This is a genomic window from Mangrovimonas spongiae, from assembly GCF_003944795.1.
Classification (GTDB): domain Bacteria; phylum Bacteroidota; class Bacteroidia; order Flavobacteriales; family Flavobacteriaceae; genus Mangrovimonas; species Mangrovimonas spongiae.
This window is the reverse complement of the sequence record NZ_RWBG01000002.1, coordinates 76,046-91,768: the sequence shown is the minus strand read 5'-3', so window position 1 is coordinate 91,768 and position 15,723 is coordinate 76,046. Positions and strand designations below refer to the sequence as shown.

Annotated in this window: 11 protein-coding genes; 6 read left to right on the top strand and 5 right to left on the bottom strand. The window is 34.6% G+C overall.

All coding sequences use genetic code 11. The annotated features are described in order from the left end of the window. Window positions 1–114: 114 nt before the first annotated feature. From EJA19_RS04735 to EJA19_RS04725, 3 genes are all read right to left on the bottom strand, one after another. Window positions 115–804 (bottom strand): LOG family protein, encoded by a 690-nt coding sequence (locus EJA19_RS04735; RefSeq protein WP_125467208.1) that lies wholly within the window; start codon window positions 802–804, stop codon window positions 115–117. A gap of 38 nt (window positions 805–842) precedes the next feature. Next, window positions 843–3,674 (bottom strand): excinuclease ABC subunit UvrA, encoded by a 2,832-nt coding sequence (gene uvrA / locus EJA19_RS04730; protein ID WP_125467207.1) that lies wholly within the window; start codon window positions 3,672–3,674, stop codon window positions 843–845. 106 nt (window positions 3,675–3,780) lie between these two features. Continuing rightward, entirely contained in the window at window positions 3,781–4,383 is a 603-nt protein-coding gene (locus tag EJA19_RS04725; protein ID WP_125467206.1) for an acyl carrier protein phosphodiesterase, read from the bottom strand. Between the two features lie 73 nt (window positions 4,384–4,456). Here EJA19_RS04725 and glmM point away from each other — a divergent pair, with 73 nt between their 5' ends. Then, window positions 4,457–5,845 carry a phosphoglucosamine mutase gene (gene glmM, locus EJA19_RS04720; protein WP_125467205.1) on the top strand — a complete coding sequence of 463 codons (1,389 nt, stop codon included), beginning with the start codon at window positions 4,457–4,459 and terminating at the stop codon, window positions 5,843–5,845. Between the two features lie 5 nt (window positions 5,846–5,850). Here the strand turns inward: glmM and EJA19_RS04715 are convergent, their stop codons facing one another. Continuing rightward, entirely contained in the window at window positions 5,851–6,741 is an 891-nt protein-coding gene (locus EJA19_RS04715) for a lysophospholipid acyltransferase family protein (RefSeq protein WP_125467204.1), read from the bottom strand. A 62-nt stretch (window positions 6,742–6,803) separates the two neighbouring features. Between EJA19_RS04715 and EJA19_RS04710 the strand changes: the two genes are divergently transcribed. Then, the gene (locus tag EJA19_RS04710) at window positions 6,804–7,454 is read left to right on the top strand and encodes a rhomboid family intramembrane serine protease (protein ID WP_125467203.1); all 651 of its coding nucleotides are present in this window, start codon (window positions 6,804–6,806) and stop codon (window positions 7,452–7,454) included. A gap of 54 nt (window positions 7,455–7,508) precedes the next feature. On the opposite strand, the gene EJA19_RS04705 is transcribed toward EJA19_RS04710, so the two are convergent. Then, on the bottom strand, window positions 7,509–8,639 hold the full coding sequence (locus EJA19_RS04705; protein ID WP_125467202.1) for a redoxin domain-containing protein: 1,131 nt from the start codon (window positions 8,637–8,639) through the stop codon (window positions 7,509–7,511). Between the two features lie 109 nt (window positions 8,640–8,748). Here EJA19_RS04705 and mnmE point away from each other — a divergent pair, with 109 nt between their 5' ends. The 4 genes from mnmE to EJA19_RS04685 all read left to right on the top strand — a co-directional run bounded on the left by mnmE (window position 8,749) and on the right by EJA19_RS04685 (window position 15,721). Beyond that, window positions 8,749–10,137 (top strand): tRNA uridine-5-carboxymethylaminomethyl(34) synthesis GTPase MnmE, encoded by a 1,389-nt coding sequence (gene mnmE / locus EJA19_RS04700; protein ID WP_125467201.1) that lies wholly within the window; start codon window positions 8,749–8,751, stop codon window positions 10,135–10,137. A gap of 78 nt (window positions 10,138–10,215) precedes the next feature. After that, entirely contained in the window at window positions 10,216–10,629 is a 414-nt protein-coding gene (locus EJA19_RS04695; RefSeq protein ID WP_240640214.1) for an HYC_CC_PP family protein, read from the top strand. Between the two features lie 128 nt (window positions 10,630–10,757). Next, window positions 10,758–14,489, top strand: a complete 3,732-nt coding sequence (locus EJA19_RS04690; protein WP_125467200.1) for an efflux RND transporter permease subunit — start codon at window positions 10,758–10,760, stop codon at window positions 14,487–14,489. Next, entirely contained in the window at window positions 14,486–15,721 is a 1,236-nt protein-coding gene (locus EJA19_RS04685; protein ID WP_125467199.1) for a TolC family protein, read from the top strand. Before EJA19_RS04690 ends, EJA19_RS04685 begins: the two co-directional genes overlap by 4 nt. The last annotated feature ends 2 nt before the right edge of the window (window positions 15,722–15,723 follow it).

Below are 15,723 nucleotides of genomic sequence, written 5' to 3'. Positions count from 1 at the left end.
GGAAACGCAATCTAAACAATCCTGAAAAGGTTATAGCAATTTTTTATGGAATATAACAGAAATTTTAAAAGCATGGCATCAATAAAATGTTAAAATACCATGCTTTTAAAGTTATTAGAAGTTAGGACTTAAGCCGTATTTGTTATAGAAGCTATCTAAAATAGTAATAACTTCATCTGCTGTATCTACAACATGTATTAAATTTAAATCTTCTGGGCTAATATTATTATTAGCTTCTAATAAGGTGGATTTTACCCAATCTATTAGGCCGTTCCAAAAATCAGAACCTACTAGAATAATAGGGAATTTTTCAATTTTTTTGGTTTGAATAAGTGTAATCGCTTCAAAAAGCTCGTCTAGGGTTCCAAAGCCGCCAGGCATAACAACAAACCCTTGAGAGTATTTTACAAACATAACTTTTCTAACAAAAAAGTAATCAAAATCAAGGCTTTTGTTGGAGTCTATATACGGATTATCATGTTGTTCGAATGGGAGTTCGATATTTAATCCAACCGATGTTCCTCCAGCAATATGCGCACCTTTATTACCAGCTTCCATAATTCCTGGTCCGCCACCTGTTATAACACCGTAACCATGATCTACAATGTTTTTTGCTATGTCTTCTGCTAATTTGTAATATTTATGATCTGGTTTTGTTCTTGCCGATCCAAAAATGGATACACAAGGACCTATACGACTTAATTTTTCGTAACCATTTACAAACTCTCCCATAATTTTAAATATGGCCCAGGAGTCGTTTGTTTTTATTTCATTCCATCTTTTGTGATGTTGTTCTTTTCTCATATTATGATACTTGTTTTTAATTCGGTTTTTGCAACAGACTAAGTTAGTTCTTTTTTTAAGAATTTAGCGGTATAACTTTTTTTGTCTTTAATAATTTGTTCAGGAGTACCTTCTGCAACTATTTTTCCACCGCCTTTTCCGCCTTCATAGCCTATGTCGATAATATGATCCATCATTTTAATAACATCTAGGTTATGCTCAATAATTAATACTGTATTTCCTTTATCGGCTAATTTGTTTAACACTTGCATGAGTACTCGAATATCCTCAAAGTGAAGGCCTGTTGTAGGTTCGTCTAAAATATAAAAAGTATTTCCAGTGGCACGTTTACTAAGTTCGGTTGCTAGTTTTATACGTTGCGCTTCACCACCAGAAAGTGTTGTACTTTGTTGTCCTAACGTGATATAGCCTAAACCTACATCTTTTATGGTTTTAACTTTTTTATGAATTTTAGGAATGTGTTCAAAAAACGCCACAGCTTCATTTATCGTCATTTCCAAAACATCACTAATAGACTTTCCTTTGTAGCGTATTTCTAGCGTTTCTCTATTAAAGCGTTTGCCTTGGCAGGTTTCGCAATCCACATAAACATCTGGAAGAAAATTCATTTCTATTACTCGTAAACCACCACCTTGACAGGTTTCGCATCGTCCACCTTTAACATTAAAGCTAAATCTACCGGGTTTGTAACCACGAATCATAGCTTCTGGAATTTTAGCAAATAAACTTCGTATTTCGCTAAATACACCTGTATAAGTTGCAGGATTGCTTCGCGGAGTTCTTCCTATGGGAGATTGGTTAATGTCTATAACTTTATCGATATGCTCAAGACCCGTTATTTTTTTATATGGCATGGGTTTTTTTACCCCATTAAAGTAATGCGCATTCATAATAGGGTAGAGGGTTTCGTTTATTAAGGTAGACTTTCCACTTCCAGAAACACCAGTTACACCAATCATTTTTCCTAATGGAAATTTAGCGGTAACATTCTTTAAATTATTACCTGTACAGCCAGAAAGCGTTATAAACTTGCCGTTACCTTTACGTCGTTTTTTAGGGACTTCAATTTCTTTGCTTCCGTTTAAGTAATCTGCCGTTAGTGTATGGTGTTTTTTTAACTCGTCTGGAGTACCAATACTTATAATTTCACCACCATGTTTTCCAGCTTTTGGGCCAATATCAATTACATAATCGGCACGTTCAATCATGTCTTTGTCGTGTTCCACTACAATGACTGAATTTCCAACATCGCGAAGCGATACAAGTGAATTGATTAATTTTTCGTTATCGCGTTGGTGTAACCCAATACTAGGTTCGTCTAAAATATAAAGTACACCAACAAGCTGAGACCCAATTTGCGTGGCTAAACGAATACGTTGGGCTTCGCCACCAGAAAGTGTTTTGGAACTTCGGTTAAGGGAAAGATAATCTAAACCAACATCCATTAAAAATTGTAATCTGGTAGATATTTCTTTAATAATTTCTTCTGAAATTTTTAACTGTGCCCCGGAAAGTTGTTTAGGAAGTTTATTAAACCACTGGGTTAAATCGGAAATATCTTTATTTGCCAATTCGGCAATATTTAAATCGTTCACTTTAAAGTAAAGCGATTCTTTTCTTAATCTTGAGCCGCTACATGCTGAACAAGTTACTTTATCCATGTACTCTTTTGCCCAACGTTTTAAAGAGGTGCTATCGGCATTTTTATATTGACTTTCGATAAAATTAGCAACCCCTTCAAAATCTATTTTATAATCTCTAGTTACGCCTAGAGTTTTACTTTCAATAGAAAATTGATCGTTGCCACCATATAAAATAACCTGTTTAGCCTCTTTAGGAATATCTTTGTAAGGATCGTTTAGCGAAAAGTTATAGCGTTGCGCAATGATTTCTAATTGTTTAAAAATCCAGCTCTTCTTTTCTGGACCATGTGGTGCTAAAGCGCCAGTTGCAATAGATTTTGAGTCGTCTGGGATAATTTTATTTTCATTAACCTCGTACAATGTTCCTATGCCATTACATTTTGGGCAAGCTCCTTTTGGCGAGTTAAACGAAAAGTTATTGGGTTCTGGATTTGGGTAAGAAATACCAGAACTAGGACACATTAAATTTCTACTAAAATATCGTGTTTCTTGTGTGTCATGATCTAGAACCATAAGTACATCATCGCCATGATACATGGCTGTGTTTATGGTTTCGGTTAGGCGTTTGTCGTTATCGGCTTGGTCATCTATTTTAAGCCTATCAATAACAATTTCAATGTCATGTGTTTTGTAACGATCTAATTTCATCCCTTTTACAAGGTCACGAACTTCTCCATCTGTTCTAACTTTTACAAAACCTTGTTTGGCAATTTGCTCGAATAATTCGCGATAATGTCCTTTTCTAGAGCGAATAACAGGTGCTAAAATATTAATCCGTTTTCCGTGGTAACTTTCTATAATAAGTTGCTTGATTTGCTCGTCGTTATAGCTTACCATTTTTTCGCCAGTATTATAACTGTAAGCATCGCTAGCACGGGCAAATAGAAGTCTTAGAAAATCGTATATTTCGGTGATAGTGCCTACGGTAGATCTTGGCGACTTACTGGTGGTTTTTTGTTCTATAGCAATTACTGGTGAAAGCCCATCAATTTTATCAACATCGGGACGTTCTAATCCACCTAAAAATTGTCTGGCATAAGCCGAAAATGTTTCAATATAGCGTCGTTGTCCTTCGGCATAAATAGTATCGAAAGCTAAAGAGGATTTTCCAGACCCTGACAACCCTGTTATAACCACCAATTTGTCACGAGGAATCGTAACATCTATATTTTTTAAGTTATGGACTCTAGCACCCTTAACTTCAATATGTTCTTCAAACTGACTCATAAAACCGCAAAGTTGCAAAGGTACTTAATTTGAGATGAAAAATGAAGCGACTTACTATTTGATAATAAGTATAAACTTGTAAGATTCTGTTAAAATTTTAAGCTTCTTATGGCTTGATGCGTTTTTCAATTTCTAGTTGTTTTTTTTTGGTAAACACTATAAGTTCGGCAAAAAAAGTGGTAAACTCTTTTTCAAATTCTTTGTAGTATTCTTTTAGCTCGTTAGTGGCTTTATCCATTCCTGAAATATGGTTTGTTCTTCTGTTCATGCCATTTAAAACGTTTTGAATCCCTTCAATATTAGCGTAGTTTAATAGCCAATTATCAGAAATCATGTAAGGCATCATGCGTTGGGTTTTTATGGGAAGTAATTCGTAATGCTTCTCAAGTAAATCATAAAAATTTTCGACGTAAATAGAAAGCGGTGTTTTGCAGTAATGCTCCCAGTTTTTTGCTAAAAAATGATCGTATAAAATATCAACAATAACCCCGCTATAATGGCTGTAGTTTTCATGCAGTCTTTTAGTACTTTGTCTTACCGTAGGATGTGCATCGGTAAAGGTGTCTATCTCACGATGAAGCAAAATGCCTATTTGTACCTCTTTAGGGTATTGTTTGTATTTTTTACCACGGATACCATCGGCTATAAAGTTACCAATAGTAACTAATTCGTTATCTCCAGAGAGATAAATATGTGCTAGGAAATTCATTTTTCTAATTTACAAATTCATAATAAAGAATTACAGTTATTTCCTATTATATTTGTTGGAAAATAGAATACTTATGACACTTATAAAATCAATTTCAGGAATACGAGGAACCATTGGCGGAAAAGTAGGGGATAATCTGACTCCAATTGATGCCGTAACGTTTGCAGCTGCTTACGGTACATGGATAAAACAACAACGAGAAAAAGATGATTATAGGGTAGTTGTAGGGCGAGACGCTAGAATATCTGGCGATATGATACAAAGTTTGGTTATGCAAACCTTGATAGGTATGGGAATTCATGTTGTTGATTTAGGGTTGTCTACAACGCCAACAGTTGAAATGGCCGTACCTATGGAACATGCCGATGGTGGGATTATTTTAACAGCGAGTCATAACCCAAAACAGTGGAATGCCTTAAAACTATTGAATACCAAAGGGGAGTTTTTAAATGGAGAGGAAGGCAAAAAAATATTAGACATTGCAAACTCTGGTGAGATTACTTTTGCTGAAGTTGATGATTTAGGAATAATTACTAAAAATCAAGCCTATTTTGACTTACACATAGAAGAAATTTTAAACTTAGATCTTGTAAATGTTGCCGCTATTAAAAAAGCCAATTTAAAAGTGGTTATAGATGCTGTAAACTCTACAGGAGGCATTGCTATTCCATTACTTTTAGATGCGCTTAATGTAGATTATGTTAAATTATACTGCGAGCCAACAGGTCATTTTCCGCACAACCCAGAACCGCTAAAAGAACATTTAACCGATTTATCGGAGGCTGTTGTAAAAGAACATGCCGATTTTGGAATTGTGGTCGACCCTGATGTAGATCGTTTAGCATTTATGGATGAAAACGGCGAAATGTTTGGCGAAGAATATACTCTAGTAGCTTGTGCCGATTATGTGTTAAGTAAAACACCTGGTAATACGGTTAGTAATATGAGTTCTACGCGTGCCTTGCGAGATGTTACCGAAACACATGGAGGGACATACGAAGCTAGTGCTGTTGGTGAGGTAAATGTGGTGACTATGATGAAGAAAAACAATGCTATAATAGGTGGTGAAGGAAACGGTGGTATTATTTTACCTGAATTGCATTATGGTCGCGATGCTTTGGTTGGGATTGCGTTATTTTTAAGTTTATTAGCCGAGAAAAAAATAGCGGTCAGTAAACTTAAAGCATCATATCCAAACTACTTTATGAGCAAAAAGAAAATTCAGTTAACACCAGACTTAAATGTAGATGCTCTTTTAAAAACTATTGAAGAAAAATACAGTAAAGAACATCCAACGACTATAGATGGTGTAAAAATAGATTTTGCAGATAGTTGGGTACATTTACGAAAAAGTAATACCGAGCCTATTATTAGAATTTATACCGAAGCTAAATCGCAAGACGAAGCTAATAATTTAGCAGATAGATTTATAGAAGAGCTTAATGCTTTAGCCAATAAATAAAAAGGTTATTGAAATTCTTTGGGCACTTTATTGCGGTGTTTCCAGCGTTTGTGTGTCCAAAGATAATATCTAGGATCGTCGTAGATTTGTTTTTCAACTAACTTTAAAAATTCATCGGTAATAGTGTAATTAGGATATTCTTTTGGCGTTTCTGTAATAGTTTTAAAAGTGGCTTGGTAATGACCTCGTTTTACTTTTTCAACATTAAAAAATACAACAGCCATATCTAACTTTTTGGCTAACATTTCAGCACCAGTGTGCACAGGAACTTTTATACCCATAAATTCTGTCCAGTGAAAAGCTTTATGTGCTTTAGGAGATTGGTCAGAAGCAAAACCGCTAATAGATAATTCCCCATCTTCTTTAGATTTTATAAGCGTAGGAATAGTCTCTTTGGTAGTAATTAGACGGCTATTATATCTTGCTCTAATACGTTTAACTAAACGATCAAAATACTTGTTGGCAAGTTGCTTATAAATACCATAGCCTTTATGATTAACGTGCTTTTGCATAATAAAAATCCATTCCCAACTTGCATAATGGGCACACATTAATACAATGCTTCGATTTTTTTCGCCAAGAGTATTTATAACGTCAATATTAGTGAACTTAAATCGCTTGTTCATTTCGGATTCTGAAATAGTCATCGATTTTATCGATTCTAAAATCATATCGCATAAATGATGATAAAAAGCACTCGTGATAGATTGAATTTCTTTTTCAGACTTATTAGGGAACACCAATTTTAAATTCTCTTGTACAGTTTTTTTACGATACCCAAAAATCTTGTATAAAAAGATGTAAAGCACATCTGAAATAAAATACAGTACTTTAAAAGGGAGAATAGAAATAATCCACAAAAACGGATAAATTATTATATAAGCGAGAAATTGCATGAATAAATTTTAGCTTTGCAGATGCAAATATATACTATATTTGATTGATAACATTTACAATTATGGGCAATTTAAGTTTTGTAACACTTGTTATAATAGCGGCCAACGCTATTATTTCTTTCAAAGGATTTAACGATTACAGTTTTTTTGAAAAATACAAGTTTAATATTGGTGGAATAAGACGTGGAGAGCAGTTTAGAATGTTTAGTAGCGGCTTTTTACACGTAGATACAGCGCACTTGTTTTTTAACATGTTTACGCTTTACATTTTTGCCGATGTTGTTATTAATAACATGTCTGTAATCAATTTTATTATTATTTATTTGGGGAGTTTATTGTTGGGTAATTTATTGTCTTTGTATTTTCATAAAGATGAATTTCATTACAGTGCTGTTGGTGCAAGTGGTGCTGTTATGGGGATTATTTATTCGGCCATACTACTTCGTCCCGATATGGATTTGTACCTGTTCTTTATTCCAATTCCTATACCGTCATACATTTTTGGAATTGGTTATTTATTATATACTATTTATGGTATGAAAAACCAAGTAGGCAATATAGGACACGATGCACATTTTGGTGGTGCTATTGGCGGCTATGCTATAACATTGTTGTTAGCGCCGTGGTTGTTTAAAACCAATTTAATTATGATTGTATTATTAGCGTTACCAATTATATTACTATTTATACTTAAGAAGATGAATAAAATATAACAAAAAAAGCCTTCATATTTCTGAAGGCTTTTTCATTATTTATTTAGATAAATGCTATTGTAGTAACTCAGCAACTTTATCTTCTAAGGCTTTACCTCTTAAATTTTTAGCTACAATTTTACCATCAGCATCTAAGATAAATGTAGCAGGAATAGAGCTTATGTTGTATTGCTTAGCAACTGGTCCGTTAAAGTAGTTTAAATTAGATACTTGATGCCAAGTTAAACCATCTTTTTCAATAGCTTCAACCCACGCAGCTTTGGCATCTTTTTGTCTAGGCGTACCATCTAAAGAAACTCCTATAATTTCTAATCCTTGTTCGTGGTATTTATTATAAACTTTTACCACATTTGGATTTTCTTTTCTACAAGGGCCACACCAAGCCGCCCAAAAATCTATAATAGTCACTTTCCCTTTAATATCGTTTAAAGTAATCATTTCTCCCTCTGGGTTTGGCGCAGTAAAGTTAGGTGCCATACTACCTTCGGCAGTTTTTAAAGCGTTTTTAATGTCTTCACCTAGCTTTTTACCAATAGTACTGTTTTTAACTTTATCGGTAAAAGCATTAAAAACTTCATTAGCCTCAGCTACTTTAATTCCTTTTGATTTTATCATACTTTCAAGAAAAGAAGCTCCAATAACCAAATCGGGATTGTCTTTTACTATGGCTAAGTTTTTGTCGTTTATTGTAGCAACAAACGCTTCAAAGTCATTTCTAATAGTTTGCATTAAAGTGGAGTCGTTGTTTTTTCTCGCCTCAGAAAATTGTTGCATTAACTCGGCATTTTTTGCTCGAATAGGTTTCATGTTTTCTTGAAGCAACCCAAAGACGTCATTTTCTTTACTACCACTAATTTTAGAAGCCATTAAGCTATCTTTGTAAAGTGTTAAATCCATCTCAGTATTTTCAACTATAATAGGAAGTCTTTGGTTATTCCCTTCAATAGCAACTAAATATATTTCTGGAGAGTCTATTTTACCTTCTAGTGTAATTTTTCCATCAACAACTCTTGTACTATCTAATAAGACTTGATTACTACGATCAGCTTTGTAAAGCGAGATTTTTTTTCCGTTTTCAGAAGCATCTATAGTTCCATTAATAAGAAAGCCTTCAACCTTTGGTTCGTTTTTACATGCCACAATGGTTAAAGTTAGAATACTAATGTAAAAGATTTTTTTTAACATATTAATTTTTGCGTTTTATCGTTATTCCTGCAAATATAATAGATTAATAATACTATATCTGTTAATAGATATGCAATGTTTTATTTGCGTAATTTAGTACTTTTGTTGTATGGTAAATAACGATACTATAATTGCATTAGCCACACCTTCTGGAGCTGGTGCTATTGCTGTTTTAAGAGTTTCAGGAAAAGACGCTATAACAATAAGCGCGAAGCTTTTTAAATCGATACATGGAAAGAAATTAACTCAACAAAAAACCCATACCATACATTTAGGGCATATTGTTGATGGTAAAAAAGAGCTAGATGAAGTTTTAGTTTCAGTATTTAAAAACCCACAATCTTATACGGGTGAAGATGTTGTAGAAATTAGTTGCCATGGTTCGCCATACATACAACAGGAAATTTTACAGCTATTTTTACGTAATGGATGTAGAATGGCCGATGCGGGAGAATTTACTTTACGCGCCTTTTTAAATGGAAAATTAGATTTAAGTCAAGCGGAAGCCGTAGCCGACCTTATTTCTAGTGATAACGAAGCATCACACAAAATAGCTATGCAACAAATGCGTGGCGGATTTTCAAGTGAAATTGCTAAACTGCGTGAAGAGTTGCTAAATTTTGCCTCGTTAATAGAGCTTGAATTAGACTTTGCCGAAGAAGATGTCGAGTTTGCCGATAGAACACAATTTAAAGCCTTGGTAGACCGTATAAGTTTTGTATTAAAACGCTTAATCGATTCGTTTGCTGTAGGAAATGTAATTAAAAATGGGATTCCTGTGGCAATTGTTGGTGAACCTAATGTAGGAAAATCAACGTTATTAAACGCGCTACTAAACGAAGAACGTGCCATTGTTAGCGATATTGCAGGAACCACAAGAGATACAATCGAGGATGAAATATCTATAGGTGGAATTGGGTTTCGTTTTATTGATACCGCAGGAATTCGGGAAACTAAAGATGAGGTTGAAAGCATTGGGATTAAAAAAACATTTGAAAAGATAGAACAATCGCAAGTAACGGTGTATTTATTTGATAGTTCAAATAGTATTTCAAACTTAGAACAAGTAACGTTAGAGATTGAAAAGATAAAGAATAAATATCCTCAGAAGCCTCTGTTAATTATAGCTAATAAAATTGATAGGTTAGATGATACTCAATTAGCAAGGCTCCAAAACGAGATTGAAGGCGTGCATTTACTTTCTGCTAAAACAGGGTTTGGTGTTGAAAGTCTAACCCATAGTTTGTTAGAGTTAATAAACCAAGGTGCTTTAAGAAATAATGAAACTATCGTAACCAACACACGTCATTACGATGCTTTATTAAAAGCTCTTGAAGAGATTAAAAAAGTGAGCGAAGGTATAGATGAAGGTTTATCTGGAGATCTCATGGCCATCGATATCCGTCAAGCATTATATCATTTAGGCGAAATTACGGGGCAAGTAACTAATGATGAGTTACTTGGTAACATTTTTGCTAATTTCTGTATCGGGAAGTAATTATATATGTAAGACTGTTTAATATTCTGTTAATTAAAAAGAGGTATTGATAAAATTTTATAAATTTGTAACTAAATAATGAAACAAGTATTCCACAAAATATTATCCATGTTAATGGCTTTTGTAGTGCTATTCTCTACAATGTCGTTTACTATTGATATGCATTATTGTGGTGATAAACTTGTTGAAACAGCTATCTTTCATAAAGCCAAAGGTTGTGGTATGGAAATGGAAAAACCTTCAACTGAAGGCTGTTCAATTACAAAGAAAAACTGTTGTGATGATAAGCAATTATCAATTGAAGGACAAGATGAGTTACAACTTTCCGTTGACAAAATCTCTTTCGAACAACAAGTATTCATTACTTCATTTATTTATACATATATTAACCTTTTTGAAGGTTTAGAAAGCAATGTGTCTTCTTACGAAGAATACAAACCGCCTCTCGTCACGTGTCAAATCTTCAAGATTGACGAGACCTATCTAATTTGATTTTTTTGTAGTTGGTATAATACAAATTGTTTTGTGTTACACCCTTTTTTGTTTTGATAAAACGTTAAAATGAGTTTATCAAAACAAGGTACTTAATACTTTGTGCTCACTACTAAAATCTTATTTCAATGCTAAACAAAAGCATCAAATTTTTAATAGAAAATAAACTTGTAGCTGTTTTGTTGCTCGTCCTTTTTATTGGTTGGGGAACTGTAAATGCACCATTTAATTGGAATATAGGATTCTTACCTAATAACCCCGTAGCGGTTGATGCTATTCCAGATATTGGCGAAAATCAGCAAATTGTATTTACCAAATGGGATGGGCGTTCGCCACAAGACATTGAAGACCAAATTACCTATCCATTAACGACATCACTTTTAGGTATTCCAGGTGTAAAAACTATTCGTAGTTCGTCTATGTTTGGAGTTTCCAGTATCTATATCATTTTTGAAGAAGATGTGGAATTTTACTGGAGCCGAAGTCGTATTCTTGAAAAACTTAATTCGCTCCCAAGCGGATTGCTGCCAGATGGTGTAAATCCAACTCTTGGGCCTGATGCCACAGGATTAGGGCAAATATTTTGGTACACGTTGGAAGGACGTGATAAAAACGGAAATGTAACAGGTGGTTGGGATTTACAGGAACTACGTAGTATTCAAGATTATTATGTAAAATATGCACTATCCTCTGCAAGCGGTGTCTCTGAAGTGGCGTCTATTGGAGGTTACGTAAAGGAATACCAAATAGATGTTAATCCAGAACTTATGCGCCAATACAATATTGGTTTAAATCAAGTTGTAAAAGCAGTCAAGAAAAGCAATAAAGATATTGGGGCTCAAACTTTAGAAATTAACCAAGCAGAATATTTGGTGCGTGGTTTGGGGTATGTAAAATCTATTGAAGACATTGAAAATGCTGTTGTAAATTCTAAAGACTTTACAGCCATTAAAGTTAAGGATATTGCTAAAGTTTTGCTTGGGCCATCTACCCGTCGTGGCATTTTAGATAAAGAAGGAGCCGAAGTGGTTGGCGGCGTTGTTGTGGCTCGCTATGGTGCCAATCCGTTGGAAGTAATTAACAATGTAAAGGAAAAAATAAACGAATTAAGTACTGGTTTGCCTTCAAAACAATTGACTGATGGTAGAACCTCTCAAGTAACTATTGTACCGTTTTATGATAGAACTGAACTTATCTACGAAACCTTAGGAACACTCAACGAAGCACTAACTTTGGAAATACTCATTACTATTTTGGTTATTATCATTATGGTATTTAATCTGCGTGCATCAGTATTAATTTCGGGCTTGTTGCCTGTGGCGGTGTTAATGGTGTTTATTGCTATGAAAACTTTTGGTGTCGATGCCAATATTGTCGCCTTATCAGGTATTGCCATTGCCATAGGAACTATGGTGGATGTGGGGGTTATACTTTCAGAAAATATTATAAGGCATTTAGATGAGAACGACACATTACCAATCAACCAAGTGGTTTACAATGCTACTGCCGAAGTATCGGGAGCAATAGTAACCGCAGTCATGACAACCATCATCAGTTTTATTCCAGTATTTACGATGATAGGTGCCGAAGGAAAACTATTCCGTCCACTGGCTTTTACCAAGACCTTCGCTTTAACGGCGTCTATTATTGTAGCCCTATTTTTAATCCCCCCATTTGCAGCCTTTTTATTTAAAAAGAAACAAACACAAAAGCAATTAAAATATATTGTGAATAGTATTTTAATTGTATTAGGAATAATGGCTGTTAGCTTCGGAAATGGTTTAGGAATAATCCTTATAGCTTTTGGTACAGTTGCCTTATTGTATTTGATTACCGCAAAAAATGAATTTCATATTTCATGGTTCAATTACCAGATATCACTTAATTCAAACTTAGCTAATATTCTTATTTCAGCTTGTGCTATTGTATACCTTTTAGCTGAATATTGGCGACCTTTGGGCGTCGAAACTAGTATATTCTGGAACCTCATCTTTGTAGGTTTTATATGTTTTGGACTATTGGGAGTTTTTATCGTATTCCGAAAAAATTACACACATATTTTAAAATGGTGTCTAGATAATAAACTTATGTTTCTATCTATTCCAACAGCTATTGTTATTGCAGGGTTTGTTATCATGAAAAACACAGGTAAAGAGTTTATGCCAGCGTTAAACGAAGGGGCATTCTTATTAATGCCAACGTCTATGCCGCATTCTGGTATAGAAGAAAATAAACGTGTGCTGCAGCAATTAGATATGGCAGTAGCAAACATTCCTGAAATTGAAACCGTAGTTGGTAAAGCTGGACGAACCGAATCGGCCTTAGATCCTGCACCCTTGTCTATGTACGAAAATATCATTCAGTATAAACCTGAATATATGCTGAATGATAATGGCAAACGCCAACGCTACAAAGTAAATGAAGATGGTGAGTATGTTTTAAAAAACGGAATGTCATTACGAGCGGAACAACGTGAAGCGTGGCAATCTCTAAATGCAAAAGAACAATTAATCCCAGACAACAATGGTGAGTTCTACCGCAATTGGCGACCAGAAATTAAATCACCCGACGATATTTGGAACAACATTGTAAAAGTCACCAAATTACCAGGTGTGACGTCTGCACCAAAATTACAGCCTATTGAAACGCGTTTGGTCATGTTACAAACAGGTATGCGAGCACCAATGGGAATAAAAGTAAAAGGACAGGATTTAAAACAAATAGAAGCCTTTGGTGTACAATTGGAAGATATTATAAAGCAAGCCAAAGGCGTAAAACCTGAAGCCGTTTTTGCCGACCGTATTGTTGGAAAACCCTATTTACTAATTGATATTGATAAAGATAATATTGCGCGTTATGGTATTAGTATAGATCAAGTGCAAAATGTGCTTAAAGTTGCTGTAGGTGGCATGGTATTAACACAAACCGTTGAAGGAAGAGAACGTTACGGAGTACGTGTGCGATATCCAAGAGAATTACGTGCCAATCCAACCGATTTAGAGCAAATTTATATACCTGTGGAAGGTGGAAATCAAGTGCCTTTAGGCGAATTGGCAACTATTCGTTATGAACAAGGCCCACAAGTCATAAAAAGTGAGGATACTTTTTTAGTAGGGTATGTCTTGTTCGATAAAAAAGATGGTTTTGCCGAAGTTAACGTTGTTGAAAATGCACAGGCATTAATTCAAAGCAAGATTGATTCAGGAGAATTGGTAATTCCTAAGGGTGTTAATTTTCAATTTACAGGAAGCTATGAAAATCAACTTAGAGCAGAGAAAACATTGTCGATTGTTGTACCATTAGCTTTAGTAATCATCTTTTTAATTCTGTATTTTCAATTTCGGTCGGTGGCAACTTCGTTAATGGTATTTACTGGTATTGCTGTAGCCTTTGCCGGTGGATTTATTATGATTTGGCTCTACGGTCAAGATTGGTTTTTAAACTTTAGTCTGTTTGGTGAAAACCTACGTGATTTATTTCAAATGCACACTATAAATTTAAGTGTAGCCGTTTGGGTTGGATTTATTGCCTTGTTTGGAATAGCGACCGATGATGGTGTGGTTATGGCGACTTACTTAACCCAAACATTCAACAGAAATTCGCCAGAAACTAGAAAAGAAATCAGGGCTTCCATTATTGAAGCAGGTGAAAAACGCATTAGACCGTGTTTAATGACTACAGCTACAACCATTTTGGCATTACTGCCAGTATTGACCTCAACAGGACGCGGTAGCGATATTATGATTCCTATGGCTATACCAAGTTTTGGAGGTATGCTCATTGCTTTAATTACCTTGTTTGTAGTGCCTGTTTTATATAGTTGGAAAGCGGAGTTAAAAGTTAAAAGAACATCAAAATGAAACATAGAGTGATATATATAAAATTTATCTTGACTTTTGGTTCTTGTTTTTTGAGCCTTTTTGTAACTGCTCAAGAGTTGGAAGTGCTTATTAACGAAGCCTTAGTTAATAATCCCGAAATTCAAAAATTTGAATTGCAATACAAAAGAGTTTCAGAAAAAGTGAATGAAGTCAATACCATTCCAAATACCGAATTTGGTGCAGGTTACTTTGTAAGCGAACCCGAAACTCGAACAGGAGCACAACGTTTTAAACTATCGGTAAAACAAATGTTACCTTGGTTTGGTTCCATTACATCGCGGGAAAATTATGTTTCCTCATTAGCCGATACCAAATACGAAGACATCGTTATTGCTAAACGAAAACTCATGTTGTCGGTTTCACAATCCTATTATAAATTGTACGCTAATAAGGCGAAACAGCAAGTGCTAACAGAAAACATAAACCTTTTGGAAACCTATGAAACCATGGCATTAACCTCGGTTGAAATCGGGAAATCATCAGCTGTTGATGTCTTGCGTTTGCAAATGCGCCAAAACGATTTACAGCAATTAAAACAAGTTTTAGAACAGCAATATACCGCAGAACAAAGTAATTTGAACAATCTTTTAAACAGATCAAAAGATGTCGTAGTTAAAACAGTTGATGAATTAATAATCCCTTCGGAAGATATCGAGGTCAACACGCAAAATTTAGCATTACACCCAGAGTTAGTTAAATACGACAAACTCTATCAATCGGTGGAAGCATCAGAGTCACTAAACCAAAAGGAAAGTAGCCCCATGATTGGTTTTGGGTTAGATTATATTAATGTCGAGCCAAGACCTAATATGAATTTTTCAGAGAATGGTAAAGATATTGTTATGCCTATGGTATCTGTATCCATTCCCATTTTCAATAAAAAATACAAATCGGTTAGCAAGCAAAATGAGTTACAGCAACAAGAAATCAACTACCAAAAGCAAAACCGTTTAAACACTTTGGAAACGCTTTTAAGCAAGGCGATTAATGAACGTATTTCTGCAAGAATAAGTTATGCAACGCAAACCAAGAACTTAAAGCAAGCCAAAGATGCCGAAGCGATACTTATTAAAAGCTACGAAACAGGTACCATCGATTTTAACGATGTACTGGATATTCAAGAACTGCAATTAAAGTTTCAAATAAATCAAATTGAAGCTGTTAAAAGTTACTATGTACAAAGTACAAACATTAATTATTTAACAAATTAAAA